This window comes from Paenibacillus sp. CF095, from assembly GCF_900101225.1.
Taxonomy (GTDB): domain Bacteria; phylum Bacillota; class Bacilli; order Paenibacillales; family Paenibacillaceae; genus Paenibacillus.
Window position 1 is genome coordinate 24,619 of record NZ_FMZN01000001.1, and the last position, 23,816, is coordinate 48,434.

General features: G+C 46.9%; 21 protein-coding genes. 17 read left to right on the top strand and 4 right to left on the bottom strand.

Annotated features, from left to right (window positions below; all coding sequences use genetic code 11):
* The first annotated feature begins 97 nt into the window (after nt 1-97).
* The 11 genes from BLS69_RS00160 (at nt 98) to BLS69_RS00210 (ending at nt 15,058) form a co-directional block, all read left to right on the top strand.
* A complete protein-coding gene (locus BLS69_RS00160; RefSeq protein WP_091027632.1) occupies nt 98-544 on the top strand; it encodes a hypothetical protein in 447 nt (148 codons plus the stop codon).
* A gap of 630 nt (nt 545-1,174) precedes the next feature.
* Nucleotides 1,175-2,443 (top strand): SEC-C metal-binding domain-containing protein, encoded by a 1,269-nt coding sequence (locus BLS69_RS00170; RefSeq protein WP_091027638.1) that lies wholly within the window; start codon nt 1,175-1,177, stop codon nt 2,441-2,443.
* A gap of 782 nt (nt 2,444-3,225) precedes the next feature.
* The gene (hisS, locus tag BLS69_RS00175) at nt 3,226-4,479 is read left to right on the top strand and encodes a histidine--tRNA ligase (RefSeq protein WP_091027641.1); all 1,254 of its coding nucleotides are present in this window, start codon (nt 3,226-3,228) and stop codon (nt 4,477-4,479) included.
* A gap of 213 nt (nt 4,480-4,692) precedes the next feature.
* Nucleotides 4,693-6,471 carry an aspartate--tRNA ligase gene (aspS, locus tag BLS69_RS00180; protein ID WP_091027644.1) on the top strand — a complete coding sequence of 593 codons (1,779 nt, stop codon included), beginning with the start codon at nt 4,693-4,695 and terminating at the stop codon, nt 6,469-6,471.
* 18 nt (nt 6,472-6,489) lie between these two features.
* Complete coding sequence (locus tag BLS69_RS00185; RefSeq protein ID WP_091020457.1) at nt 6,490-7,248, top strand: tRNA threonylcarbamoyladenosine dehydratase; 759 nt, start codon at nt 6,490-6,492, stop codon at nt 7,246-7,248.
* 472 nt (nt 7,249-7,720) lie between these two features.
* The gene (locus BLS69_RS00190) at nt 7,721-9,019 is read left to right on the top strand and encodes an NCS2 family permease (RefSeq protein ID WP_091027647.1); all 1,299 of its coding nucleotides are present in this window, start codon (nt 7,721-7,723) and stop codon (nt 9,017-9,019) included.
* A gap of 73 nt (nt 9,020-9,092) precedes the next feature.
* Nucleotides 9,093-10,892: an ABC transporter ATP-binding protein gene (locus tag BLS69_RS00195; RefSeq protein WP_091027649.1), complete on the top strand. Its 1,800-nt coding sequence runs from the start codon at nt 9,093-9,095 to the stop codon at nt 10,890-10,892.
* 146 nt (nt 10,893-11,038) lie between these two features.
* Nucleotides 11,039-11,716: a TetR/AcrR family transcriptional regulator gene (locus BLS69_RS00200; protein ID WP_091027651.1), complete on the top strand. Its 678-nt coding sequence runs from the start codon at nt 11,039-11,041 to the stop codon at nt 11,714-11,716.
* Nucleotides 11,717-11,740: 24 nt separating this feature from the next.
* Nucleotides 11,741-12,532, top strand: a complete 792-nt coding sequence (locus tag BLS69_RS00205; RefSeq protein ID WP_176872513.1) for a DUF4097 family beta strand repeat-containing protein — start codon at nt 11,741-11,743, stop codon at nt 12,530-12,532.
* A 39-nt stretch (nt 12,533-12,571) separates the two neighbouring features.
* The gene (locus tag BLS69_RS32020) at nt 12,572-12,742 is read left to right on the top strand and encodes a hypothetical protein (RefSeq protein WP_176872515.1); all 171 of its coding nucleotides are present in this window, start codon (nt 12,572-12,574) and stop codon (nt 12,740-12,742) included.
* Between the two features lie 135 nt (nt 12,743-12,877).
* Nucleotides 12,878-15,058: a HelD family protein gene (locus BLS69_RS00210; protein WP_091027654.1), complete on the top strand. Its 2,181-nt coding sequence runs from the start codon at nt 12,878-12,880 to the stop codon at nt 15,056-15,058.
* Between the two features lie 121 nt (nt 15,059-15,179).
* Here BLS69_RS00210 and BLS69_RS00215 read toward each other — a convergent pair whose 3' ends face one another.
* Nucleotides 15,180-16,082 (bottom strand): DMT family transporter, encoded by a 903-nt coding sequence (locus BLS69_RS00215; protein WP_091027657.1) that lies wholly within the window; start codon nt 16,080-16,082, stop codon nt 15,180-15,182.
* A complete protein-coding gene (locus tag BLS69_RS00220) occupies nt 16,079-16,822 on the bottom strand; it encodes an SDR family NAD(P)-dependent oxidoreductase (RefSeq protein ID WP_091027658.1) in 744 nt (247 codons plus the stop codon). The genes BLS69_RS00215 and BLS69_RS00220 overlap by 4 nt, the downstream gene beginning before the upstream one ends.
* Nucleotides 16,823-16,958: 136 nt before the next feature.
* On the opposite strand from BLS69_RS00220, the gene BLS69_RS00225 reads away from it, so the two are divergent.
* From BLS69_RS00225 to crcB, 4 genes are read left to right on the top strand one after another with little or no spacing between them, the layout of a single operon-like run.
* Nucleotides 16,959-17,849: a LysR family transcriptional regulator gene (locus BLS69_RS00225; RefSeq protein ID WP_091027661.1), complete on the top strand. Its 891-nt coding sequence runs from the start codon at nt 16,959-16,961 to the stop codon at nt 17,847-17,849.
* Between the two features lie 42 nt (nt 17,850-17,891).
* Entirely contained in the window at nt 17,892-19,199 is a 1,308-nt protein-coding gene (locus tag BLS69_RS00230) for a replication-associated recombination protein A (RefSeq protein ID WP_091027662.1), read from the top strand.
* Nucleotides 19,200-19,232: 33 nt separating this feature from the next.
* Complete coding sequence (locus tag BLS69_RS00235; protein ID WP_091027665.1) at nt 19,233-19,634, top strand: fluoride efflux transporter FluC; 402 nt, start codon at nt 19,233-19,235, stop codon at nt 19,632-19,634.
* On the top strand, nt 19,631-19,990 hold the full coding sequence (gene crcB, locus BLS69_RS00240) for a fluoride efflux transporter CrcB (protein WP_091027667.1): 360 nt from the start codon (nt 19,631-19,633) through the stop codon (nt 19,988-19,990). The genes BLS69_RS00235 and crcB overlap by 4 nt, the downstream gene beginning before the upstream one ends.
* A gap of 131 nt (nt 19,991-20,121) precedes the next feature.
* Here crcB and mnmA read toward each other — a convergent pair whose 3' ends face one another.
* Nucleotides 20,122-21,246 (bottom strand): tRNA 2-thiouridine(34) synthase MnmA, encoded by a 1,125-nt coding sequence (mnmA, locus tag BLS69_RS00245; protein WP_143023545.1) that lies wholly within the window; start codon nt 21,244-21,246, stop codon nt 20,122-20,124.
* A gap of 321 nt (nt 21,247-21,567) precedes the next feature.
* Between mnmA and cymR the strand changes: the two genes are divergently transcribed.
* A complete protein-coding gene (cymR, locus tag BLS69_RS00250) occupies nt 21,568-21,987 on the top strand; it encodes a cysteine metabolism transcriptional regulator CymR (RefSeq protein WP_076212458.1) in 420 nt (139 codons plus the stop codon).
* A gap of 181 nt (nt 21,988-22,168) precedes the next feature.
* Here cymR and BLS69_RS00255 read toward each other — a convergent pair whose 3' ends face one another.
* Nucleotides 22,169-22,501, bottom strand: coding sequence for a hypothetical protein (locus tag BLS69_RS00255; RefSeq protein ID WP_091027670.1), 333 nt, complete (start codon nt 22,499-22,501; stop codon nt 22,169-22,171).
* Between the two features lie 130 nt (nt 22,502-22,631).
* Here BLS69_RS00255 and BLS69_RS00260 point away from each other — a divergent pair, with 130 nt between their 5' ends.
* Nucleotides 22,632-23,783 (top strand): cysteine desulfurase family protein, encoded by a 1,152-nt coding sequence (locus tag BLS69_RS00260; protein ID WP_091027671.1) that lies wholly within the window; start codon nt 22,632-22,634, stop codon nt 23,781-23,783.
* Nucleotides 23,784-23,816: the final 33 nt, after the last annotated feature.

Consider the following 23,816-nt stretch of genomic DNA (forward strand, 5'->3'; position numbering starts at 1 on the left):
TAGTGCAACTGACATATATTGATGTATCTTAACTACGTTACATCGTGGGGTTACGAAACTTCACGTTGCATTTCATTCCGAAAAAGGAGGGTTTGACATGACAAAACATATTCAGGCGTATTTTCGAACCGAAGACGAGGCAGAGGGAGCAAGAACTTCACTTCAGACGTTCCGTACAGAGCATTTGGAAGTAGGTCAACTCGATAGTGCGGTAGGTAGAGACACGCGTGTTATGGTACCACTGGTGCCATATAATACGGCGGGTGGCGTAGGCACTAACGGAGCAATGGGTGTAGGTGCAGCCCCAGGCGTTCCAGCCAGTGAAAATGTGATCCCCGTGGTAGCCAATGTGGATCGTGATGCAGAACGGGATACTCGTGACAGAGTGAATGAGGATGGAGACATGCTGAATGCTGCGGATGTGTCTTCGGCCGATTATGATGATCTGCATTATGTTCTGTCTGCCAAAGTAAGGGATGAGGATTATGACGAGATTGTTCATAAGCTTCGTTCCAACCATGCCTATGTGGAAGAGTTGAACTAACGTGTAGATACTTCTTGGCCCTTGCACTGCTTGACTACAGAGTCGGGTAATGTGCAAGGGTTTTTCAATTATAAATATATTAAAAAACACAATTATAAAGCGCTATCATTTTTGTAATATTACTGTAATATTAGTTACATAAGCCTTTAACATAGTGGGCTTATAATAACACACATGACCCCCTTTTTTTATATATCCTTTGAGCCTGCACACCGTGTGCAGGCTATTTTTTTTGAACTGAGAATGTGTATGTTTTGGGCAGAGCTTACCCCTTTATTCAATTTTTGCTAGAATAGAGAGATGGGTTTATATATTCTACAGCGAATTGTTTTCATAGTTGGGCTACATTGGACGGTAAATCTAGCTCCAGCGATTGGGTTCAGGCGAATCCAATCCTATGACAAAGAGTATGAGGAATTCATCGCCAGAGTGATCCGTCATATTCCAGATGAACATATACTCGCTGAAACGGCCCCGCCTTTTTATATAAGTACGGGGCAGCCGTTTCTGCTTGATCGATGGAATTTGAAAGTTATATAGAATGCCTCGTTTGAGAAATGACACCTACAATGCTAAAGCAACAGAGTTCTCATGCGAATGGCTAGAGACAGATTTAAGGGGGAATTAGTTTTGAGTAAGGTTGGAAGAAATGATTTATGCCCATGCGGTAGTGGGAAAAAATATAAGAAATGTTGTCTGAACAAGGAGTCCTCTGCAGTAGAATCCATACTGGGGATAATATCAACGGAGCAACCGGTTCGGGAAGCCTCCATTCAGCCTGAGAGCAAACTGACCTTGACCAAGCTGAAAAAAATGGTGGCAAGCGATTTGAAATGGGAGCATCCGGCTCACGAACAGCTGGCCCTGCAGACTATTGAGAACATGAGGAAACAATACGAGCCAGAGGTAATTTTGGAAGCTCTGGTGTTATGGAACGGCTACTCCCGTCAGACCCGCCCTACTGTGAAGAAGACAGGCTCGTTCTCTGCTGCAATTGAGTATTTGCTGTCCGAGGAATACGGCTTCAATGTCTCAAAGGCTGAGCTGGCTGATAAATATGAGGTAACGACAGGCACGATCTCCCGGAAGGTTAAGGAGATGAATAGTTACATCGAAGAATACGGCATGGGCGGTGAAACGGATGAGCTATTGATGCTGAACGGCCCAGGCACATCGAAAGACAAAGCACAGGCTCTGCTGGATAAGGCGAGGGAAGCCAGTTCTTCCAAACGGAGAGTACAGCTGGCGGAAACAGCGCTGGAGATGTATCCTGACAGTTCTGATGCGTATCTCATTTTGGCTGAGGAATCCGACAATGAGAGTGATGCACGATCTTACCTCAAGGAAGGAATCGCTGCTGGCAAACGTGAACTGGGCGAACTTTTCTTTGAAGAGAACAAAGGGGACTTCTGGGGGCTTCATGAGTCTCGTCCCTATATCCGGATATGCAAAAGCTACGCCGAATCCTGTTGGTTTGGTGGAGATGCCAAAGAAGCGGCACAAATCCTGGAGCATATTCTAGAGCTTAATACGGAAGATAATACCGGAGCACGTTACCTGCTCGCTGCTGTGTATTTGTACAGCAACCAATTGGATCAGGCAGAGCAATTGCTGGAGGAGTATGGAAAAGGTGACGCTGCAACGGCCTTTGCCTATGACCAGATCATTCTGGAGTATAAGAAAAACGGAATCACCTCCCAGCTTAAAATGCTATACCGTGTGGCCCGAGGTGTGAACAAACATGTGCCTGATTACCTGTTGGGTTTGAAACGGCTGCCGCATAACCTCCCTGACTTTGTCGGAATGGGCGACTCAGACGAAGCGATTGCATATGTCATTATGCATTCCCGTTTATGGGCGAGCGCGCCGGATCTGTTGAAGTGGATGCTGAAACAATAGAGGAATAAGAAGCGAATAGAAGTTGGAATTCATAGATGAATCCAGCTTCTATTATCCGTGATTTCTGTGACTCCCCCATCCGGTGCAGCGTGTGAGCAAATTTTTTAGAGCTATCTTTTTGTGTTAACCCTTGACTTTAGCACTGCGGTTCATTACAATCAGAAAATAATACGTTGACTATAGTCAATACAAGTCGATTTTTAAACTATATTACTGATTTGATGACGGGACCAAGTACTCCGTGCCCACATGACCAGAGAGGAATCCCAAGGCTGTAAGGATTCTCTTGATGAGCGGACGAATGACTTCCCCGAGAACAGACGGCGAACACACCAGAAATGATCTGTTGACCAGTAGCCGGCCTGCGCAGGACGTGCGTTACACGTAGAGCGGAATATCTGCTTGATCAGGGTGCCCTAGGCAATCCTGAATCACCAGAGATCACCTGAACGGCTAAAGTGTCAGGTTTCCGGAATGTGGGTGGTACCACGGGTGAATGTATATTACACAATCTCTCGTCCCTTGTTTGCTGTATACACAGCGACAGGGCGAGGGATTTTTTTGTTATATAAGTTGATTTAAAAGAAATACACGAAAACGGAGAGGGCAGAAAAAACCTGTAAAAGCGAAGCGTTCGCCTTTATCACCGGATTTCCACATTTAAAATGAAAATTAAAAAAATCTGGGGATAACAGCGATTGTAAGGTTGTTCTGCCCGCGCAGTGATCACGTTTAGAATTTTTTAACTTTTAGAGGAAAAAATCAATGCTGGAGGGATCAAGATGGCTTTTCAAAAACCGACTGGAACGCAGGACTTACTGCCTGGAGTTGTCGAGAAATGGCAGTACGTAGAAGAAAAAGCACGAGATCTGTGTCGACGGTTTAATTACCGTGAGATTCGTACACCGATCTTCGAACAGACTTCTTTATTTGTACGCGGTGTAGGAGAGACTACCGATATCGTTGAGAAAGAAATGTATACCTTTGATGACAAAGGCAATCGCAGCATGACCCTTCGTCCGGAGGGAACAGCGGGGGTTGTCCGGGCGTATGTAGAGAATAAAATCTACGGCGAACCGGATGTGAGCAAGCTGTATTATATCGGTCCGATGTTCCGGTACGAGCGTCCGCAGGCGGGCCGTCAGCGTCAGTTCCACCAGTTTGGTGTAGAAGCCATCGGTGCGCTGGACCCGGCGATTGATGCCGAAGTAATTGCACTGGGCTACCAGTTGTGTGTAGAGCTCGGTTTGAAGGATGTCAAAGTGGAGATCAACTCTGTTGGTAACTCGACCAGCCGTGCAGAATATCGTGAGACGTTACTTGGATTCCTTAGACCGATGAAAGACAGCCTGTGCAAGGACTGTCAGTCCCGGATGGAGCGTAATCCGCTGCGTGTGCTCGACTGCAAAGTCGATCAGGAAAAATTCGTTGGGGCACCGTCCATACTGGATAGCTTGGATGAAGAGTCTTTGAATCACTTTGCCAAGCTGCAGGCATACCTGGATGATTTCGGAGTGGATTATGCTGTGAACAATCGTCTGGTACGGGGTTTGGATTATTACACGCTGACTGCGTTTGAATTAAAAGCCCAAGGTATTGGAGCGATTGATACGGTTGGTGGCGGTGGTCGATACAATGGTCTTGTTGGTGATATCGGCGGACCTGATCAGCCGGGCATCGGCTTCGGTATTGGTCTGGAGCGTATTCAACTGATTCTGGAGCACCAAAATATTGAGGTTACTACGCTGGCTCCACTTGATGTGTACTTTGTTGCTCTGGGAGAGGCTGCTGATCGTGAAGTAAACCGACTGTTGTTCAAACTTCGTCAGTCTGGACTGTCTGGGGAACGTGATTATCTGGGCCGCAAGATGAAAGCACAGATGAAATCAGCTGACCGTTTCAAATCCCGCTATACTGCCATCCTTGGTGATGACGAGCTGGAGCGTGGTGAGATCGCCCTCAAGTCGATGGATACGGGTGAGCAACAAACCGTGAAGCTTGATGATCTGGTAACAGCAATTCGCGAAGGTAAATAAGCACCAATTGTTACCTTAAGTCTTAAACATTCAAGTAAAACAATTGATCCGGCAAAATTACTGAGGTTCACCGACGATTCCAATTAACCGGAAGTTGGCGAGCCTGAGGTAACATGCCTTTTCGAATACATGGTCTACACGTAACCGGACTGTTGAAGAGCAGGTACTAACTGCCCATACAGAACGGAAATTCACATAATGAGGAGTTTGGTTATGAAAAGAAGTCATCATTGCGGCGCATTAACACCCGCACACATCGGTGAAACAGTAACATTGAACGGTTGGGTTCAGACCCGTCGTGACTTGGGGGGCGTACTCTTCATCGATCTGCGTGACCGCAGCGGGATTGTACAAGTTGTCTTTAACCCGGCTTATTCCGGTGAAGCTCTGCAAATCGCAGATCGCGTACGTAGCGAGTATGTTATCGCTGTAACAGGTAAAGTTGTTAAACGTGATGCAGAAACAGTTAATAAAAACCTGCCTACTGGCGAGATTGAAGTTCAAATCACTGAAATCGAAGTGCTGAACGCGGCAAAAACACCTCCATTCTTCATTGAAGATGGTGTCGAAGTTGATGAATCCCTTCGTTTGAAATATCGTTACCTGGACCTGCGTCGGCCGGAAATGTTCGAAACACTGAAACTGCGTTCCAAAGCATCCAAAGTGTTCCGTGACTACCTGGATGGAGAAGAGTTCGTTGAAGTGGAAACACCGATCCTGACTAAGAGCTCCCCGGAAGGTGCGCGTGATTATCTCGTACCAAGCCGTGTGCATGAAGGTGAATTCTTCGCCCTGCCGCAATCCCCACAAATTTACAAACAATTGCTGATGGTCGGCGGACTTGAGCGTTATTATCAGATCGCTCGTTGTTTCCGGGATGAGGATCTGCGTGCAGACCGTCAACCAGAATTCACTCAAGTCGACATCGAGACTTCTTTCCTACAACAGGATGACCTGCTGCCAATGATGGAAGAACTGATGGCCAAATTGCTGCGTGAAACCAAAGGCATTGAGCTGGAACTGCCTTTCCAACGGATTACGTATGCAGATGCAATGGGTAAATACGGTTCAGACAAACCAGATCTGCGCTTTGGTATGGAACTGGTTGAAATGAACGATATCGTAGCAAACAGTGGTGTAAAAGTATTTGCTTCTGTCATCGAAAAAGGTGGAGAAGTGAAAGTGCTGAACGCTAAAGGCTGTGGCACATGGAGCCGTAAAGAGATCGATGATCTTGGACCATTTGCTGCACGTTACGGTGCGAAAGGTCTGGCTTGGATTCAAGTGAAAGACGGCGAGTTCAAAGGGCCAATCGTGAAGTTCTTCACGCCTGAAGAAATCGAAGCTGTCAAAGAACGTACAGGTGCTGAGGATGGCGACTTGTTGCTCTTCTCCGCAGACACGAAAAAAGTGGTTGCTGACGTTCTGGGCGCATTGCGTCTGAAAATCGGCCGTCAACTTGGATTGATCGATGACAGCAAATTTAAATTTGCTTGGGTTGTGGACTTCCCACTCCTCGGATATGATGAAGATGCGAAACGTTATGTGGCAGAACACCATCCGTTCACACGTCCAAAAGATGAAGATGTACATCTCTTCGACACTGATCCGGGTGCAATCCGCGCTCAAGCCTATGACCTTGTTCTCAATGGTTATGAAGTAGGTGGCGGTTCGATGCGTATCTACAAACGTGATGTTCAGGAGAAAATGTTTGCTGCCCTTGGACTCTCACCAGAAGTAGCGAATGAGAAATTCGGCTATCTGTTGGAAGCATTCGAATATGGAACTCCACCGCATGGTGGTATTGCCTTTGGTCTGGACCGCCTCGTGATGTTGCTGGCGGGCCGCACGAATCTGCGTGAAACGATTGCTTTCCCGAAAACGGCAAGTGCAACGGATCTGCTCATGAATGCACCTTCCGAAGTGGATGACTCGCAATTGGAACAACTTCATATCCGCGTAGCCCGTAAACCGGTAGCGGAAAAGAAATAAAGGAGGCATCGATTCTCAATGCTCCATCAATTTTCAAGAACAGAACTTGCGATCGGACCTGAAGGTCTGGACGCATTGAAGAATAGTACAGTCGCTGTGCTTGGTATTGGCGGCGTAGGTGGTATTGCTGTAGAAGCTCTTGCCCGTAGCGGCGTTGGGCGCATCATCCTGATTGATAAAGACGTAGTGGACATCACTAACATAAACCGCCAGATTCATGCGCTGACCACGACAGTGGGACAGAAAAAAGCGGACCTGATGGTGGAACGTGTGAAACTGATCAATCCGGAATGTGATGCAATTGCATTAAATATGTTTTACACGGAAGAAACGTATGAGGAATTGTTCAAATATGAACTGGATTATGTGCTGGATGCATCCGACACGATTATCTACAAAATCCATCTCATTAAAGAGTGCCTGAAACGTAAAATACCGATGATTTCCAGCATGGGTGCGGCGAATAAAATGGACCCTACGAAATTCCAGGTTGCGGATATTTCGAAAACGACCATGGACCCGATTGCCCGTGTTGTGCGTACCACACTTCGTAAAGACGGCATCAAAAAAGGTGTGAAAGTGGTCTTCTCGACTGAAAAGCCGATGAAACCGCGTGAGGACGTAACACAAAAAATCGTTCCCGAGAATGCTCCGGAAATTCGCAAGGCTAAACAGCCACCTGCGAGTAACTCATTTGTACCTCCGGTAGCCGGACTGATTATGGTCAGTGTTGCGATTAAGGATTTGTTAGAAATTGCAGAGAACAAGCAGCAGTAACTTGCTGCCAACTGAAGAAGCGTGGATGCTGATAAGGCATCTGCGCTTTTTGGTGTGATCATACTTCGCAAGACGGAGCGGATGGGACGTCAATCGTCTATGATAGACGAACTGCATACCCGGACAAATGTCAGAGTTACGTCATGTACTTCAAAGTCAAAACCGTGTATGATATTCACTGCTGCGCGAAATGATGATACATACATAAAGATTTTGCGGCCATATAAGCTGAATAAGATTTACACAAGAACGAAGAGGACAGAAGAAACCTGAAGAAGCAGAGCGTTCGCCTAAAAGCTTTCTGAAAGAAAGCTACATCGGAAGCATACGCTATCACCGGATTTTCCCTTTGGAGAAGGAAATGCAAAAAAATCTGGGGATAACAGCGATCGGAAGGTTGTTCTGTCCGCGTAGTGGTGGAGTGTAAATACTCAGTTATTCAGCCTATATAGAGAGAGGGGAATAAAACGAAATGAAACACGGATGGATGACCAAACGTCTTGGCATGGAACCAGGAGACCAGTGGAAAAAGGAAGTTGTGGCGGGAGCCATTTCCTATTTTGCCGTGGTCTATATCGTTATGGTCAATGCTACAATTCTTTCCGATGCCGGAATGCCATTGCAGGCAGCTATGGTTGGAACCTTGCTGACATCTATTGCAGGCTGTTTGCTCATGGCATTTGGCGGAAAATCACCGATTATCGTGGTACCCGGAATGGGGATTAATGCATTTTTTACGTATACACTCGTACATTCCATGAAATTAAGCTGGCAAGAAGCACTGGCCGTTGTAACCGTTACAGGTATACTGTTTGCCATTGTTGCGTTTACGTCACTATACAAAATGATCAGCGAAGCAATTCCAAAAAATTTGCAGCATGGCATTACGGTCGGGATAGGTTTGTTTCTGACATTTATCGGTTTGCAAAAAAGTGGAATCGTTATCGCACACCAGACCACGTTTGTTGCGATTGGGCATTTCAATGATCCAAATGTCATTACAGCCTGCGTTACGCTGGTGCTTGCCTTGATTTTATTTATACGGAACGTACAGGGTGGACTTCTGATCAGTATTCTGGTCGGGACAGGTCTTGCCTATGTACTTGGAGCAGTGAACCCGGGGGAATCCGTATCAGCGATGGATGCGCTGCGTCAATACGGTGGGTTGTTTGGCGAATTGTCTTTGATGAAGCTGGCTGATGTCGCCTTCTGGATCGCAGTATTTTTGCTACTGCTAATTGTGGTGTTCGAAAATATCGGATTAATTACCGCTCAGACACAGATGATTGGTCGTCCAGAGCGGTTCAAAGGAAGTCTGCGCGCCCTATCCATTAGCACCGTGTTGGCAGGTGTATTCGGAAGCAGTCCTCCAGTTGCCGCAGCAGAGACTACAGCCGGAATTGCCGCAGGTGGACGCACAGGTTTGACTCCACTCGTTACAGCTGTGTTATTCGGGGCTACTTTCTTCTTCATCCCGCTACTCGGTTACATTCCGGACAGTGCCATTGCTCCCATTTTGATCATTATTGGTGGCCTGATGGTGCAAGGTGTGAAAGATATGGATTTTGGTGACTTCACAGAGGCATTCCCAGCATTTCTAATCATGGTCATGATTCCATTTACATATAGCATTGTGGACGGTATGGCGTTTGGGTTTATTGCCTATCCATTAGCGAAGCTGGCAGCAGGTCAAGGTAAACAGGTGCCTGTGGTCATGTATGGCATTTCGATCCTCTTTTTAGCCAATTTTGTGTTGCATGGAGTTTTGTAATAAGAAAAGGCAACGTCGTGTAAGTCCATACGTATGATCTCTGGTGAGCAGATGGAGAACGGGAGGAACGGGAATGGAAGAGCAGCAACAAGCAGGGCAGAATGAACCGAAGGTAGGAAAAAAGGGATTTAAGGATTTCGTCAAGCTTATCGCTTCCACGAACCCGCCAAAATTGATCCTGATTCTGGCCCTCATTTTAACCCTGATTCAAACGACGGCCGGACTAATTGTGCCACTGATGACCAAAGGTCTGATTGATGGACTTACCACTTCGGCACTGAACAAATCTGTTATTTTGTTATTGCTTGGGGCATTTGTGATTCAGGCGATTGCCTCAGGTATCAGCATTTATATGTTAAATTACGCAGGACAACGTGTGGTCGCAACGCTTCGCACGAAGCTGTGGAACAAGGTATTGTCGCTGCGAATGCCGTATTTCGATCGCAACCGCACTGGCGATACCATGAGCCGAATTACGAATGATACAAGCCAGATCATGACGTTGATCGCGGATTATCTGGTTTCTTTTGTGTCAAACATCGTTGCCGTTGTGGGTGGCGTGGCGTTACTGTTCTATTTGGACTGGGTGATGTCGCTCATTATTCTGAGTCTGGTGCCACTTACGCTGTTGATCCTGTTGCCGGTGGGTAAGAAGATGTACAAGATCTCCAAGAAACAACAGGACGAGATGGCAGGTCTTACGTCTGTACTTAGTCAGGTTATCGGTGAGATCCGCTTGGTGAAGGCCTACGGAACAGAGAAACAGGAATCAGAAGCAGGAGATTCCCGGATTCGTAAAATGTTTGCTTTTGGCTTGCAGGAAGCACGCATCCTCGCTCTGATCGGTCCCTTGTTTACATTTGTCATGACTGCCGTGTTGGTCGTTATTCTGGGTGTGGGGGGAATGCGTGTAGCGTCTGGACTGTTGTCGCCTGGTGAACTGGTTGCGTTCATTTTGCTGTTGTTCCAGGTCATTATGCCAATGGGACAATTCACGACGTTATACTCCCGTTTGCAAAAAGTTGTAGGTGCAACGGAGCGCATACAAGCGATCCTTGCCGATGAGGAAGAGCCACATGACAGCACCAAGGTAGCGCCAAAAGGAAATGAGACGATTACATTCCATGATGTGCACTTTTCCTATGTCACAGGTGAGGAAGTGCTGCACGGGATCAATCTGACGGTTCCCACGCGCAAGGTGACAGCCATTGTGGGTCCAAGCGGTAGCGGTAAATCAACACTGTTTTCTTTGATGGAGCAGTTTTATATGCCCGATTCAGGCCACATTTCGTATGGGGGACAAGCCATAACAGATTATTCTTTGGCCTCCTGGCGTAGCAAGATTGGGTATGTATCTCAGGAAAGTCCACTTATGGCGGGCACGATCAAAGACAACATCACGTACGGATTGGATCGTGAGGCCACGATGGATGAGATCCGGCGAGCTGCTGAGATGGCCTATTCTGCCGACTTTATCGACAAGCTGCCACAGGGTTATGACACGGAAGTGGGCGAGAGAGGAATTAAGTTATCCGGGGGCCAACGTCAGCGGATTGCTATTGCTCGTGCCTTACTGCGCAGTCCGGATATTCTTATGTTGGATGAAGCCACATCCAGTTTGGACAGTACCTCGGAATATGAAGTACAACAGGCTTTGTCCAACCTGATGGAAGGCAGAACCACGATTGTGATAGCACATCGGTTGTCCACAGTAGTGGACTCCGATCAGATTGTTGTATTGGAGCATGGACATGTTACCGGAACAGGAACTCATAAGGAATTAATTAGCAATCATCCGGTATACCGTGAATTAGCTCAAAAACAGTTTGTGGCACAGGAAGGAAATGCAGCTACGGTACAAAACGAAGAGTAATTCTCATTAATGCAGGGTCTCCGTTATACCCATGAGGTATTTAACGGGGATCCTTTTTCTAGTTCTATAAATTCATAATATTTACAATAAGACCAACATACTCTATATTATAGATACCGACCGTTGGTATGTATAAGGAGGGACTTATGGCCAGAAATAAATACCCTGAGCAGACACTGGACCTGATTCTGACAGTCTCAACTCAAATGTTTACCGAAAAGGGATATGAAAAGACCAGTATTCAAGACATTATAGATGAATTAGGTATGTCCAAAGGTGCAATATATCATCATTTCAAATCCAAGGAGGATATCCTTAGTGCAGTGATGGAGAAGGAGCTTGGGCGGGCAGAAGACATGTTTATGGAACTCATCCAGAACACGCATGCTCCAAATGCCAGACAGAAGCTCATCAGTATTTTGGAAAATGTTATCGTTGATCCTGGAATTCAGTCCAACTCAATTGATCAGATTCTTAGCACTCAGATCAAGAATCCGCAGTTTGTTCTTGGCGGCATAAGAAAAGGTATTCTGAAGGATGCTCAAATTATTGCCGACATTATGGAGCAAGGCAAGGAAGATGGGTCCATTTCAGTCGAATATCCGCTGGAGTGTGCTGAAATCTTCATGCTGCTCGTCAACATCTGGATCAACCCTCTTCTATTTGGCAGAGATCAGGAGCAGACATTGGAAAGGCTTAAGTTTTTGCAACACATGATGAAGCTCTTGGGAGCAGATATCGTTAGCGAACAGCTCATTCAGCGAATTACGAATCGCCATGCCAGCACAGGAGGCTATGCGGAGGCGGAACAAACATATACCTGATTGTTTGAAATGGAGAGGGAGAAGATGTTGAAAAGTAGTGAGCCTGCCATATGCAAGAGCATAGACATTGATCAACCCATTCATGATATACAGTTAAATTGGTTGTCAGGAGATATCAGAGTTCTTCCGAGTGTGGATGAACACATTCACGTTATGCAATATGCGGATGCGTGGTTTTCCAAGCGAAGGCTGATGCAAGTTAACATACGAGGGGATACCTTAAGCATTGTGGACGGGAGAAAAAGGGGAGGACTCATCGGGTTAAATGTAGGTAGAACAGCATTGAAGATTCATGTACCAGCTCGGGTTTTTAACAGTATTTCGCTGATCTCGACAGGAGGACACCTCCGGTTGAATCGGCTTCTGGCCACTCGCTGTCAATGTAAGGTCACCTCAGGTCGTGTAGATCTATCAGGGAGGATGGATGAGCTTGAACTGTGCGCATTGGCATCCGTAGTGAAAGGGCAGCACCTTAGTGCAGATAAATTCAATCTTCAATCCCATTCAGCCAAGATCGACATTTCGGGGGAGTTTAGTCACTTGCAAATTACCACAATAGGCAGAAAATTAAATATGGACTGTCTCAAGATGCCAGAGAAATTACATTCCGTATCCACAGGGGCAAAGGCAGTGGTTTCCATCCCAGATAACGAAGGTTTCCAAATTATACTTAAAGAAAGATCAGGAGCATTAAAAAGTGAATTTGATCTGACTCCCCTTCATGGGGACAGCAATAATCTAATACACAAAAGTGGAAAAAGTGAATTCCAAGTGGATATTCGAGGAGGAGCTTTTCATCTGAAATCCAGGAAATGAGACACCGATCGTGTACTGAAAACAAAGGGGGCAGATATCATGGCTGGTTGGATCGTAGGAATTAGCTTTTCCTCCATCGTACTGCTAATTGGGATTTACGGCGCATTGAACGGCAGGCGCAGGCAGGCCAGAAACAAGTGGGCCTGGTGGTTTATTTTGTTTGGTTGTTGTGCGCTTGTAAGTGCCATCATTAATTATCAATTCAGATGAGCTCATGTCTTACAAAAGTAAGCCAACAAAACGGATGTGGCTTTCAATTGCCCTATGTGATATAGTAAGTATCCTTTTGTATTTCCAGATCTAGGTGATGCAGAGCAAAACATATTCTTAGGAGGTAACTGAAACATGTCAGACAGCTTTCAAAGTGCCTATCAAGAAGAAGAGTACAGGTTAGAGCGAACGATGGAGGAAGTGGACAGTCAGCTGGAACGACTGCAGAACATTCCGGTGTATACCGGCCACGACTTCACAGAACAAGTGCTGGAAGCTGGACGCGAAGAGCGCCGCACCGCCTTATCCAAGAGCGCGCAGCAACCCTATTTCGGACGCTTGGATTTCGAAGAACAGGGCAGTGGTGCACGGAAACCGCTGTATATTGGCAAAATCGGCGTAGACCGCGAAGAGGTGGGAGAGCATCCGCTCGTCATCGATTGGCGTGCTCCTGTCGCCAGCCTGTTTTACTCATTTACCGGAGGCGAAGCCTCCGCTACGTATGAAGCCCCGGAAGGGCTTATTGAAGGTCTGGTGTACCTGAAACGAAACGTTGTCATTCGGCAGCGGATATTGGAACGTGTGGCGGATACATATAACCGTGACAGCGACCAGCCAGCGGTATCTGATGAATTCCTCGTTTATCGTCTGGGAGAGAACAAGGATAACAAACTCCGTGACATCGTATCGACGATTCAGGCGGAGCAGGATCTGATCATTCGTGCGGCGAGAAACACCGCATTGATCATTCAGGGTGTAGCTGGATCCGGGAAAACAACGGTTGCCCTGCATCGGCTTGCCTTTTTGCTGTATCAGTACAAGGAGCAGGTATCTGCGGAAAAAATGGTTATTTTTGCGCCCAACCACATGTTCCTGGATTACATCTCGGATGTGCTTCCGGAACTCGGAGTAGGGGATATTCAGCAGCGGACATTCCCGGATTGGGCGATGAATCTGCTGGGGCTGGAAATGCCTTTGGCGAATACGTCGGATACATTGAACACATGGTTTGAAACACCTGATGCACGACCTGAGTTGAATGATGATGTACCTGGACGTTACAAAGGATCGATCCGTTTCATGGAGCTTATTCGAGAGTGGCTCTCGGGGATGGAAGCGGATTCCGTACCGGATATGGACTTCAGTCCATGGGATGGTAAGGTGCTCAGCAAGACGGAGATCGAGAACTGGTTCGGTGAGGAATACAAACATTATCCGCTGGCCAAACGCAAAGAACGGGTCATGGCGCGAGTTCATCGCTGGATTGAGATGGAACTTAAGAAACCGATGCCAGAAGCTGTGCGCAAAGAACGCAAGAAAAAAGCGTCTACTCGTGAGAAAGCCTATGCCAAAAAATGGCCTCAATACGAGCCGCTTACGTTATACAAACAGCTGTTCAAAGCTGCAAAGGGTGGCTCTGTGCCAGCCTCGCTCAGCGGGCTTATTCCAAAACTAGTCATGAAACAAACGGCAGCAGATCTGAAGCAGGATATCGTCCGTGAAGAGGATCTGCCTGCATTGGTATACATTCATACATTGGTCCATGATATTGAGGGTTCGGAGCGGTTCGATCATGTCGTGATTGATGAAGCACAGGACTTTTCTCCTTTTCATGTGGCGTTATTGGATCAGTTCGTCAAAGGGCATTCCTTCACCATACTGGGCGACTTGTCTCAAGGCATTCATGAGTACCGTGGTGTTCATGCGTGGGAAGAGATGAGTTCTCTATTTCCTGAGGAACAGAATGCATACTTTGCATTGACCCGAAGTTATCGTTCAACGATGGAAATTATCGATTATGCCAATACAATTCTGGAACGTGGCGTCAAGAGCGGGATTACGGCGATTCCTGTTTTCCGGAGTGGTGATCCGGTTCGGACGTTGGCTTATGGAGGAGAAGGGCGGACGGCGAGTCTGGAGCAGGCTTTGAAGGTGTTAACGGTCAAAGACTACCGAACCGTCTCCATCCTGACCCGTACACTGCATGAAGCAGAGGAACTTCACGGTGAACTTCAGGCCGCGGGCTGGGATTTAAACCTGATTGATGGTGGCAAAAAGCAGTACACAGGTGGGCACTCCGTTTTGCCTGTCTATCTGTCCAAAGGGTTGGAGTTTGATGCTGTTATTGTGGCAGACGTAGACCAGAAGCATTATCTGCCGAATGCAGGTGATGCAAAGCTGTTGTACGTTGGTTGTACACGGGCCTTACACGAATTGTGGTTGTTCCATGATGGTGAACTGCCGATCTATGCGGCTGCAACACATAATCCCGAAGGCGAGCCGGTAACCATTCAGGGTTGGCCAGAGCTTGGCTAGATAAAGTTTGCTATACAACAAAAGGCATGACGTTCATGGGAAAGTCCCATAAGCGCATGCCTTTTTTGCTTTTGTACGTGAAATGATTAATCTCCTAAGGAAGAACGCGGGGAGTTCAAGTTTATGTTACTCTATTTCTCATTCTGGATGAGCGACGGTTCACCAGGAATATACCAACACCAATAAATAAACCGCCTGCTAATGCAAACCACTGAACGTGCTCTCCCAGCAAAATCCAACTCGATAGTACACCAAAGAATGGTGCCAGAAACAGATACGAACTGGTTTGGGCTGGGTCACTATTCTGCAGCAGGTAAAACCAGAGTGAAAACTGAATGATGGAGCAAACAAGCGTTAACCAGAGCAGCGCCATAACCGAGGTGGTATTGACCATAAAGTGAGGCTGTTCAGTCCATACGCTCAGCAGAAGCAACGCAGCACCTCCAGCAAGCATCTGATAGGCTGTTAAGACAAAAGTATCATAGCCATTACCCCAGCGTTTGATGAGCAATGTGGACACGGCAAAGGAAATCGCTCCACCAAATCCAATCCAGGTTCCGGGGCTAAAGCTCATCTGCCACCCAAAAGTTAACATTATCCCGATGAAACCGAGTATAACACCGATCCACTGACTGAAACGGTAGGTCACTCTATATAAGAGAGCACTGAGGATAATGACCAGTAGCGGATTGGTAAACGTAATAATGGCGGATTCACCGGATGTAATCCAGTTCATGCTGTAGTAGGCACAGCCCATCACTCCTGCGGATTGGAACAAGCCAATGAGGGTTATTTTCAACCATGACTGCCATCCATTAGGTAAAGGACGTTTACGAAGGAACAAGGCCATCAAGCCACCTGCCAGTATATAACGTATGCCCATGAGCAGGAAAGGTGGGGCATATAACATGCCGATCTTGCCAACTGGAAAAGAAGTACCCATGATTAGCGTTGTCAAAATGATCAATAGTGTATATTTCAGTGGTTTGATGACCCGGGTATCTTTATCATGACTGGAGCTCATAACGTCTGTCCGCTATCTACAGTAATTAGCTGCCCGGTCATGGATTGCTGTTCCAGCGCAGCACAGATCATGTGTGCGATATCTTCAGGTGAGGCAATATGTTGTAATAACACTTCTCCGCCGAGACGATACATTCGCTCCTCGTTTCCAGCCCACCACCTTGTAGCAACTGCGCCCGGGACGATAGCATTCACCCGAATGTGTGGTGAGAGTGCGTGCGCAAGTGACAAGGTCAGACCATGAACTGCCGCTTTGGAGACGGCGTAAGGGAGGGAGGAGCCCGAGCCCGTACTGCCTGCGATGCTGCCCAGATTTACGATAGAACCACCGCCAGCCTGTCTCATGCCTTCCGTCACTGCACGAGCGCAATGAAACATGCCTTTCACATTCACATCAAGCAGCTCATTCCAGACGTCATCTTTAACAGACTCCAGATCGTGCATGGGGATATGACGCGTGATTCCGGCGTTATTTACAAGTGCAGTGATCGGGCCATAGGTTTCAGTTATTGTAGTGACCATCCGCCGGACATCAAGATCATTGGCAACATTGGCTTGAACGGCGATTGCATGGCCTCCCGTATCCAAAATGTGTTGAACAGTCTCTCTTGCTGCCTCTTGTGAGCGGGAATAGTTAACAGCGACCAAGGCTCCGCGTTCAGCGAGCATCTCACTTACAGCACGTCCTATACCTGTTCCACCACCTGTGATCAGAGCAACTCTATTTTTCCAGTATGTCATGCTGAACACTCCTTATCATCATCCAGTCAGATGACTGGTTTGGGATCTACATGAATTGTAGTCCGGTTTACACATGAAGTATAATGATTGGTAATGAAACGGATATCATTTTGAATGATGTCAGAGTGGGGGGACCATGGAGAGCGGGGATCTTAGAATATTTCAGTGTGTTGCACAGGAAGGGAATCTGACCAAAGCTGCTTCTAAACTGGGGTATGTTCAATCGAACGTAACGGCACGAATCCGGCATCTGGAAGCAGAAGTAGGTACAACGTTGTTCATTCGTCATAACCGAGGCATGACGTTATCTCCAGCCGGAGAAATGTTGCTGACCTATGCAGATAAAATTATCGGTTTGCTGAATGATGCTTCCAAGGCGCTTCGGGCGACGAGCACACCATCGGGTCCAATGCGAATAGGGTCTACACAAACCGCTGCGGCCGTGCGACTACCTGAACTTTTCGTCAGATATTATAAACAGTATCCAGATGTCTCCTTGTCACTGGTTACTGGCAATTCGCAGATGCTTATGGATCAGGTGATTGGGTATGAATTGGAAGGGGCTTTCATTGGTTGTCCCTGTGATCATCCCGACATCGTTTCTATTCCCATATTTGATGAAGAACTATTTGTTGTCTATTCTGGTATGGGTCCTACGGAAGAAGATCTTAAGAGTAAACCCATTCTTGTATACAGTATGGGGTGTTCCTATCGTCAGATTTTGGAGGAATGGTTAGAGGTGGGTGGTGTTACCCGCCCAGTAATTATGGAATTTGGAACCCTTGAAGCGATTATTAGTGGGGTTACATCAGGCATGGGAATTTCCTTATTACCAGAGATTGTGATTAGACATCAGATCAAAAATGGATTACTGCGCACGCATACACTCCCCGTAGGTATGAATCGCATGATGACTCATTTTATTACTCGCAAGGATGCCTTTGTCAGCAGTGCACTTCATGCATTTATGACTATGTTACCGCGAGAGTATGATATGATAGAGAGTGGAGAACCATCAGAAGTGTAATTGTATTCAAGGCAAGGCAATCCGTTAAGGAAGTGATGAGCAATGGATTTATTTTCGTTTCAACAAGACTCAAAACCACAAGCTAGATTGCTCGCGGACCGCATGCGGCCAGAGCATCTGGATGAATATATTGGACAGGAACATATTATTGGACCGGGGAAATTACTCCGGCGCGCCATCGAGGCCGATCAGATTTCGTCGATCTTGTTATACGGCCCTCCAGGATGCGGCAAGACAACCTTGGCACATATTATTTCCCAGCAAACGCAAGGACAGTTCGTACGTCTGAATGCAGTAGAAGCTTCCGTCAAGGATGTGCGTGAAGTCATCGAACAGGCGCAAACGAACAAACAGCTGTATGGAACCAAAACTATTCTGTTCCTCGATGAGGTACACCGGTTTAACAGTTCACGTCAGGACGCGCTATTACCAGCGGTAGAGAAGGGCACGATTATTTTTATCGGCGCGACAACAGAGAATCCCTTTCATTATGTCAATGGAGCCTTGATGAGCCGATCCACTCTGTTCCAGCTAGAATCGCTAAATAAGGATCATTCCCTAATTGCAATGCGCAGAGCATTGAGTGATGCGGACAAAGGTCTGGGGTTCATGGAACTGCAGGCGGACGATGAGGCGCTTGAGCATATTGCTACGATGGCCAATGGGGATATTCGACGTGCGCTTAACGCGCTTGAACTGGCTGCGTTGACGACGCCACCGGAGAAGGATGGATCCATTCATATTACGCTTGGTGTAGCAGAAGAGTCTATTCGGCGCCCCATTGTGAAGGCAGATGAATCCACACAGTATGATGTGCTGTCTGCATTTCACAAGAGTATTCGGGGTTCCAGTGATGCGGCTTTGTTCTGGTTTCTATACGCGGTGGAGAAGCTCGGCATGGACCCGATGACCTTCATTCGGCGTCTGATTGCAGCGAGCAGTGAAGATATTGGACTTGCGAACCCGCAAGCTATGACTCAGGCAATTGGAGCACTTGATGCGTACCGAAATAACGGCTGGCCCGAAGCCAAGCTGAACATTGCACAAGCGATTCTGTTTGCGGTCGAAAGTCCAAAATCCAATGCGGTGTATACCGCCATTTCCAAAGCCATGAACGCCATTGATGAGGTAAAATCGGCAGAAGTTCCGCTTCACTTGCGAGATACGCATTACTCGGGTGCCGTGAAGCTTGGACATGAGGGTTATCAATATCCACACAACTATCCGGGGCATTACGTGAAACAAGAATATTTGCCGAAGCAGCTCTCACGGAGAGTATTCTATGAGGCCACGGAGCAAGGGAACGAATCGAAGATTAGGTTAAACCAACAGCGGCGTAGGGATTTGTAAGATCAGTCAGATCACTCGGGAGATGCACATAACATGAAAGAGCTTTTGTATATAGGGGCAGGTGGATTTCTCGGAACAGTGACCCGATATTCCATACAGTTGGCGATACCAACTGTCCATGGGGGGGTCCCTTGGGCAGTGCTGTTAATCAATGCGATGGGCAGTCTTTTTTTAGGGTGGTTCTTTACCATAGCTGTTCCAGGCAAAATAACACCACAACTTCGACTGGCGATTGGCACAGGTTTTACTGGCGCATTTACAACATTCTCCACGTTTACACTGGATATTGTTCGTTTATCCGAAGGGGGCGAATGGATCAGTGCCGCTACTTATATGATCGTAAGTCTGTTGGCAGGGTTGTTGCTCTGTGCGCTGGGAATGAGCCTTGGACATCGTATGTTGGGAGCACCAAGACAAGAGGGTGATGCCTCATGATCCTGTGGATTGGTTTTGCAGGTGTGCTGGGTGCGGTACTGCGTTTCAGTCTGGGAAAATGGGTCTCTGGCTTGCTGGGAACGGCTTTTCCATGGGGAACATGGATCATCAACATCAGTGGTTCACTGCTGCTTGGGCTGTTATACGGGTGGCATCAATCTGCAATGATCTCAGATGGAATCTGGGTGATCTGGGGAACCGGGTTCTGCGGTGCGTACACCACGTTCTCCACCTTTGGCTATGAAACGTTAGGACTTATGGGTCGACAACGATACGCAAGCGCGGCGCTCTACGTCGTCAGTTCGGTTGTAGTTGGGGTGTTGGCCTCCTTGGCAGGAGTCTGGTTGACTGCATAACGAACTAATTTTATTTTTTTTGCAAAGAAAAGCAGGAAAAAAGCCATCCTTCATGGTATACATGAAAGACGGCTTTTTTAATAGGGATACACGGTATTGTGTATAATCCGCATTTTAATGGACAAGCTCTATTATTGCATTGCAGGTACAGGTACTTTTTGCACCTGATCGATCGTACCCCCACCCAGGCAGACCTCTCCGTCGTAGAAAACAACGGCTTGTCCTGGCGTAATGGCTTTTTGCTGCTGATCAAATTGTACATCTACACTTCCATCTTCCTGCCAGGTCAATGTAACACCTTGATCCGGCTGACGATAGCGGAATTTGGCAGTACAACGGAATGGCACATTAGGCATGTGCTCTTCACCAGCAATCCAGTTCACACCCGTTGCGATTAGACCCGTGGAGTACAAGCTTGCATGGGCATCGCCCTGAACAACAAGCAGTTGATTCTTCTCCAGATTCTTGTCTGCAACGAACCAGGGTTCACCATTGCCGGAACCGCCAATGCCAAGACCTTGGCGTTGTCCAAGTGTGTAGTACATCAGACCATCATGACGACCTTTGACTTCACCAGTTGCGATATCAACCATGTCTCCACCTTTGGCAGGCAGATAGTTACTCAGGAACTCTTTGAAATTACGCTCACCGATGAAGCAGACACCTGTGCTGTCTTTTTTCTTGGCAGTATACAAACCAGCCGCTTCTGCGATTTTGCGTACTTCCGGTTTGGGCAGATGACCAATCGGGAACATGGCTTTGGACAGCTGGTTCTGATTGAGTGCGTTAAGGAAATACGTTTGATCCTTATTGTTATCCACACCACGAAGCAACTTAAGTGTGCCATCTTCTTCAATCAGACGAGCATAGTGTCCTGTAGCTACATAATCTGCGCCGAGATCCAGAGCTTTGTTCAGGAATTCACCAAATTTGATCTCACGATTACACATGACATCCGGATTTGGCGTGCGACCCGACTTATATTCATCAAGGAAATAGGTAAATACTTTATCAAAATACTCTTTCTCGAAGTTGACAGTGTAGTAAGGAATGCCGATCTGTTCACATACGCGGCGTACATCCTCTGAATCTTCTTCAGCGGTACAGTGGCCGAACTCGTCGGTGTCATCCCAGTTTTTCATGAAAATGCCGATGACATCGTACCCTTGCTCTTTCAGCAGCAGTGCGGTAACGGAAGAATCGACACCTCCGGACATGCCAACGACGACCCGTGTATTTTCAATTGTTTTGGACATCGTTATCACCATTTCTATATATAAATGTGTTTCGTTTCTTATTCTAGCATAACCGGACTCAAGATACGATACACCCGGCCAATTTTGGATAGTGTCCACCACAGACGCACATTTTTGAATATCGTCAATCTTTCTTTTCCATAAAGCATGCAGATATGTTAACATTAGCTGAGGGTTATGATCGGAATACGGAGGATTAGAAGGTTAAAGATTAGTTCTATGAATCTCTGCTGTGGACAGATCGTGAAAGAAAAGGTCGTGGACCACAGGATAAAATATAAAGTTTCCAATCGTTTCTGAAAATTGAAAGAGGTGACTCCTTTGAAAATATCGACAAAAGGCCGTTACGGCCTCACAATCATGATGGAGCTTGCTGCCAGAACAGGCGAAGGCCCTACATCACTTAAAAGCATTGCCGAGCGCAACCAGCTCTCGGAGCATTACCTGGAGCAGCTGATTGCTCCACTACGTAATGCAGGACTGGTGAAGAGCATTAGAGGTGCTTACGGCGGTTATATCCTTGCGGGTGATCCTGCAACCGTGACTGCAGGCGATGTAATCCGTGTACTGGAAGGGCCAATCTCTCCAGTAGACTTCACGGAGGAAGATGATCCGGCGAAACGTGATCTGTGGTTGCGTATTCGTGACGGGATTGCGGAAGTGTTGGATTCTACAACACTGAAAGACCTGATTACCTTTCAGGATCAGGACAAAAAAGATAGCTACATGTTTTACATTTAAGATCATTAATTCGCATCACAGAAGACACAATAAAGCCCCCAACTTGGGGGCTTTAGACATCCAATGGATACTTTGTTCTGTTCTTCAATTTCTACGGATTATTTTAATTGAGCAGGGCTATGTATTCAGCCGCGGGATTTACAAGCTGGTCAAGTGTGAACTTAACTGGATCACTTGTAAATCAGCGACTTTTTAAGGTTTCTATATCAGCTTCCATGCGTAACTGACGGCGATTCAAAATATCAATGCTGTGCTGATGGGTATTCAATTCGGTAGTTACTTTGCGTTCAGAGGCGGATTGGGAAGCGTCAAGACGTTTCGTAACGGTCAATGTTTCCAGAACAGCTTCTTGAAGAAGCGGAATGTTTTTAGTTTGTTCCTCTATGGTGTCCAGTCTGCTATCCATGGTATTCAGTCTGTCTTCCATCTTTTCAAGACGTACGTCGATACTGTCGAATCGTTTGTCCATTTGTTGAAGCTGATTCAGAATCTGCCCGAGAATGGGATCACTCATGTCTCTCTCCTTTTTGAAATGGATATATAACATTATACACGAAGATGTGACAACAGAGCATCCGTTTCAGTTTCCAATTTTGACAGTTTGCCATCAGATAGAAATTTAACATATAACGGGGTGAAGATAAATGAAACGAATTTATTTGGATCACGCCGCATCGACACCTATGCATCCACAAGTCGCAGAAGCGATGATGAACGTCATGACAGGACAATTTGGCAATGCATCAAGTATCCATGCCTTTGGGCGTGAGGCCAAACGGACTGTCAGCGGAGCAAGGGATGTCATTGCGGCGTCTTTGGGCTGTTTCCCGGACGAATTGGTATTCACCGGAGGCGGCACGGAGAGCGACAATCTGGCAATCTTTGGAGTAGTCTCATCCAGGCAGGATAAGGGGAAACACGTCATTACGACTGCAATTGAGCACCATGCTGTCTTGCATACGTGTCAGGAATTGGAGCGGCAAGGTTATGAAGTAACCTATCTATCTGTGGATCGTTATGGACGAATAAATTTGGATGAGTTGCAAGAGGCCATTCGACCGGATACGGTGTTAATCACCATGATGTATGCCAACAATGAAGTAGGCACGATTCAGCCGATCCGCGAGGTAGGTGAGCTTGCCCGTCAGCATAATATCCTTTTCCATACCGATGCAGTTCAGGCTCTGGGCAGCCAGAATATTTCCTGTAAGGAACTGCCTGTGGACCTGATCAGCTTCTCAGCGCATAAAATCAATGGACCTCAGGGCGTGGGTGCACTCTATGTACGGCGAGGAATTGTGCTGGAAGCAAGAGCTCACGGTGGGTTGCAAGAGCGTCAGCGTCGCGCTGGTACGGAAAATATCGCAGGTATTACCGGATTTGCAGAGGCGCTCAAGATTGCATCAGCACAAACGGAGGCGCATTGGCAGCATGATTTGGAATTGCGTAAACTTTTGTTGGAACAGCTTGAAATTCATGTGGGGACGGAGCACTTTCACGTGAATGGACACCTGGAGCATACGCTGCCAAACATCCTGAATATCAGCTTTCCGGAAGTGTCCACAGAGACGATGTTAATGAATCTGGATATGGAAGGGATTGCTGTTGCAAGCGGTTCTGCCTGCACTTCCGGTTCACTTGAAGTCTCTCATGTGCTCAAAGCGATGAAATTGCCTGAAACATTTTTACACTCTGCGATTCGATTTAGCTGGGGATTGGGTAATACTACGGAAGAAATCATGATAACCGCCGAAAAAATTGGAACCATTCTTGGACGACTGCGTAATAGACCCTAAGGGGAACTTTACACATGGAACAGAAGGAGGGAA

What these genes read in the sequence shown, in the direction of transcription:
- BLS69_RS00160 (WP_091027632.1), top strand. Translation starts at nt 98, where the DNA reads ATGACAAAACATATTCAGGCGTATTTTCGAACCGAAGACGAGGCAGAG.
- hisS (WP_091027641.1), top strand. Translation starts at nt 3,226, where the DNA reads ATGGCTTTTCAAAAACCGACTGGAACGCAGGACTTACTGCCTGGAGTT.
- aspS (WP_091027644.1), top strand. Translation starts at nt 4,693, where the DNA reads ATGAAAAGAAGTCATCATTGCGGCGCATTAACACCCGCACACATCGGT.
- BLS69_RS00185 (WP_091020457.1), top strand. Translation starts at nt 6,490, where the DNA reads ATGCTCCATCAATTTTCAAGAACAGAACTTGCGATCGGACCTGAAGGT.
- BLS69_RS00190 (WP_091027647.1), top strand. Translation starts at nt 7,721, where the DNA reads ATGAAACACGGATGGATGACCAAACGTCTTGGCATGGAACCAGGAGAC.
- BLS69_RS00195 (WP_091027649.1), top strand. Translation starts at nt 9,093, where the DNA reads ATGGAAGAGCAGCAACAAGCAGGGCAGAATGAACCGAAGGTAGGAAAA.
- BLS69_RS00200 (WP_091027651.1), top strand. Translation starts at nt 11,039, where the DNA reads ATGGCCAGAAATAAATACCCTGAGCAGACACTGGACCTGATTCTGACA.
- BLS69_RS00205 (WP_176872513.1), top strand. Translation starts at nt 11,741, where the DNA reads ATGTTGAAAAGTAGTGAGCCTGCCATATGCAAGAGCATAGACATTGAT.
- BLS69_RS32020 (WP_176872515.1), top strand. Translation starts at nt 12,572, where the DNA reads ATGGCTGGTTGGATCGTAGGAATTAGCTTTTCCTCCATCGTACTGCTA.
- BLS69_RS00210 (WP_091027654.1), top strand. Translation starts at nt 12,878, where the DNA reads ATGTCAGACAGCTTTCAAAGTGCCTATCAAGAAGAAGAGTACAGGTTA.
- BLS69_RS00215 (WP_091027657.1), bottom strand. Translation starts at nt 16,082, where the DNA reads ATGAGCTCCAGTCATGATAAAGATACCCGGGTCATCAAACCACTGAAA.
- BLS69_RS00220 (WP_091027658.1), bottom strand. Translation starts at nt 16,822, where the DNA reads ATGACATACTGGAAAAATAGAGTTGCTCTGATCACAGGTGGTGGAACA.
- BLS69_RS00225 (WP_091027661.1), top strand. Translation starts at nt 16,959, where the DNA reads ATGGAGAGCGGGGATCTTAGAATATTTCAGTGTGTTGCACAGGAAGGG.
- BLS69_RS00230 (WP_091027662.1), top strand. Translation starts at nt 17,892, where the DNA reads ATGGATTTATTTTCGTTTCAACAAGACTCAAAACCACAAGCTAGATTG.
- BLS69_RS00235 (WP_091027665.1), top strand. Translation starts at nt 19,233, where the DNA reads ATGAAAGAGCTTTTGTATATAGGGGCAGGTGGATTTCTCGGAACAGTG.
- crcB (WP_091027667.1), top strand. Translation starts at nt 19,631, where the DNA reads ATGATCCTGTGGATTGGTTTTGCAGGTGTGCTGGGTGCGGTACTGCGT.
- mnmA (WP_143023545.1), bottom strand. Translation starts at nt 21,246, where the DNA reads ATGTCCAAAACAATTGAAAATACACGGGTCGTCGTTGGCATGTCCGGA.
- BLS69_RS00255 (WP_091027670.1), bottom strand. Translation starts at nt 22,501, where the DNA reads ATGAGTGATCCCATTCTCGGGCAGATTCTGAATCAGCTTCAACAAATG.
- BLS69_RS00260 (WP_091027671.1), top strand. Translation starts at nt 22,632, where the DNA reads ATGAAACGAATTTATTTGGATCACGCCGCATCGACACCTATGCATCCA.